General features: G+C 71.6%; 1 pseudogene. It reads right to left on the reverse strand.

Annotation, left to right across the window (positions count from 1 at the left end):
• A pseudogene (locus ACLBXO_RS31940) lies at positions 1 to 317 on the reverse strand (peptidoglycan DD-metalloendopeptidase family protein); the annotation flags it as partial.

The following is a 317-nucleotide window of genomic DNA, read 5'->3' on the forward strand; positions in this document are numbered from 1 at the left end:
CCTCGGCCTTGGCCTCCTGAGCCTTCGCCTCGGCCTTCGCCTTGGCCTCGGCCTTCGGATCCGCCTTCTTCTCGTCGGCCTTCTTCTCGTCCGCCTTGGCGGCCTGTCCGGGACGGACGTGCTTGGGCTTCTCGCCCTCCTTCAGGGCGACGTCCTTGCGGGTCTTGGCGTCGGCGACCTTGCGGGCGGCGGCGTCGCGGGCGAGCGCCTCCTTGCGCTCGGCCCCCTTCTCGGCAGCGGCGGCTTTCTGGGCCGCTTCCTTGTCGGCCTTCGCCTCGGCGAGCTTCTGGGCGGCCTCCTTGGCAGCCTCCTTCGCC

This window comes from Methylobacterium sp. C33D, from assembly GCF_053345825.1.